A 1,865-nucleotide genomic window follows, 5' to 3' on the forward strand; every position below is an offset into this window, starting at 1 on the left:
CGAGGTGCTGCTGGACCAGACCACGACGGCATCGGAAGTGGGCGCGAGCGCGTATGGCGCCGGCGCGCAGGCCAACGGTGCGTTCAGTACCGCCAGCGGCGCGGCGGCCACGGCCGACGGGTTGCAGTCGAGCGCCTCGGGCTACAGCAGCACCGCTTCGGGTGACTACACCACCGCCGCAGGCAGCTTCAGCAACGCCGGCGGTACCGGTGCCACGGCTCTGGGTTATGGCAGCGCTGCCGCCAACACCTATTCGACTGCCGTGGGCGTGAACGCGACCGCGAGTGGCGTCGGCAGCACCGCGGTCGGCGGCCTTGCCGACCTGGTGCCGGGCCTGGGCTTCTTCGTGGAAGCGGTGGCCGCGGGCGACGCCTCTTCCGCGTTCGGCGCCGGTGCCGGCGCATGGGGCGACTACAGCACCGCGACCGGCGCCCTGGCGCAGGCCGACGGCGAGGGCGCCACCGCGCTGGGCTACTTCGCCTATGCACAGGCCGATACCGCGACCGCGCTGGGGTCGCAGGCCTGGGCCAGCGGCGCCAACAGCACCGCAGTGGGCTTCTACAGCACGGTGTTCGGCGACGAGGGCGTGGCCCTGGGCACGAATGCCTTCGTCGATGCCGACAACAGCGTGGCCCTGGGTGCGAACGCCGTGGCCGACCGTGACAACACGGTCTCGGTAGGCGCGGAGGGCGACGAGCGCCAGATCACGAACGTGGCGGCGGGCACGGAAGCCACCGACGCGGTGAACGTGGGCCAGCTGGAGGAGGCGACGGCGGACAACCTGTACTTCCAGGCCACGGGCAACGACGAGGACCAGAGCGACGACGTGGGGGCGTATGCCGAAGGGGCGTATGCGACGGCGTCGGGCGAAGCGGCGAACGCCTATGGCGACGGTGCGTCGGCCTACGGCAGCGGCGCGTATGCCGAAGGCCAGAACGCGACGGCATCGGGCTACAACGCGACCGCGACCGCGGACGGTGCGACGGCGGTGGGCGGGAGCCTGTACTACGAGGATCCGGACACGGGCGAGGTACTGCTGGACCAGACCACGACGGCATCGGAAGTGGGCGCGAGCGCGTATGGCGCCGGCGCGCAGGCCAACGGTGCGTTCAGCACCGCCAGCGGCGCGGCGGCCACGGCCGACGGGTTGCAGGCCTCGGCCTATGGCTACAGCGCGAGCGCCACGGCGGATGCCTCGAGCGCGCTGGGCGCGTTCAGCGAAGCGACCGGCGGCTTCGCCACGGCCGTGGGCTACGGCAGCGTGGCGAGCGGAGACTACGGCCTGGCGGTAGGCGGCATCGCCGACTACGGCGACCTGCTGATCGGGTTCCCGGGCCTGATCCTGCAGACCACCGAGGCAAGCGGCGTGGCCTCGACCGCGATCGGCAACGGCGCATGGGCGACCGACATCGGCGCGACCGCCGTCGGCACCCTGGCCGAGGCGACCGGCGTGCAGACGACTTCGCTGGGCACCCTGGCCTATGCGACGGCCGATGGTGCGACCGCGCTGGGCAGCGGCTCCTCGAGCAGCGGCGTGGACTCCACCGCGGTGGGCTTCCTGGCCGGCGCGAGCGGAGAGAACAGCGTGGCCCTGGGTGCGAACTCCGAGGCCGACCGCGACAACACGGTCTCGGTGGGCGCGGCCGGATCCGAGCGCCAGATCGCCAACGTGGCCGCGGGCACGGAAGCGACCGACGCGGTGAACGTGGAACAGCTCGAAGCGGTGACCGGCGATACGCGCTACTTCGCGGCGAGCGGCGGTGCGGACAGCGACAACGGCGCGTATGTCGAGGGCGAGTACGCGACAGCCTCGGGCGAGTCGGCCACGGCGGTGGGCGAGGGCGCCTCGGCCTACGGCAGTGGCG

Annotated in this window: 1 protein-coding gene; it reads left to right on the top strand. The window is 72.6% G+C overall.

Annotated features, from left to right (window positions below):
* Positions 1-1,865, top strand: a 1,865-nt coding sequence (locus FZO89_RS18385) for a YadA family autotransporter adhesin (RefSeq protein WP_425480497.1), incomplete at both ends; no start/stop codon positions are given.

The organism is Luteimonas viscosa, from assembly GCF_008244685.1.
Classification (GTDB): domain Bacteria; phylum Pseudomonadota; class Gammaproteobacteria; order Xanthomonadales; family Xanthomonadaceae; genus Luteimonas; species Luteimonas viscosa.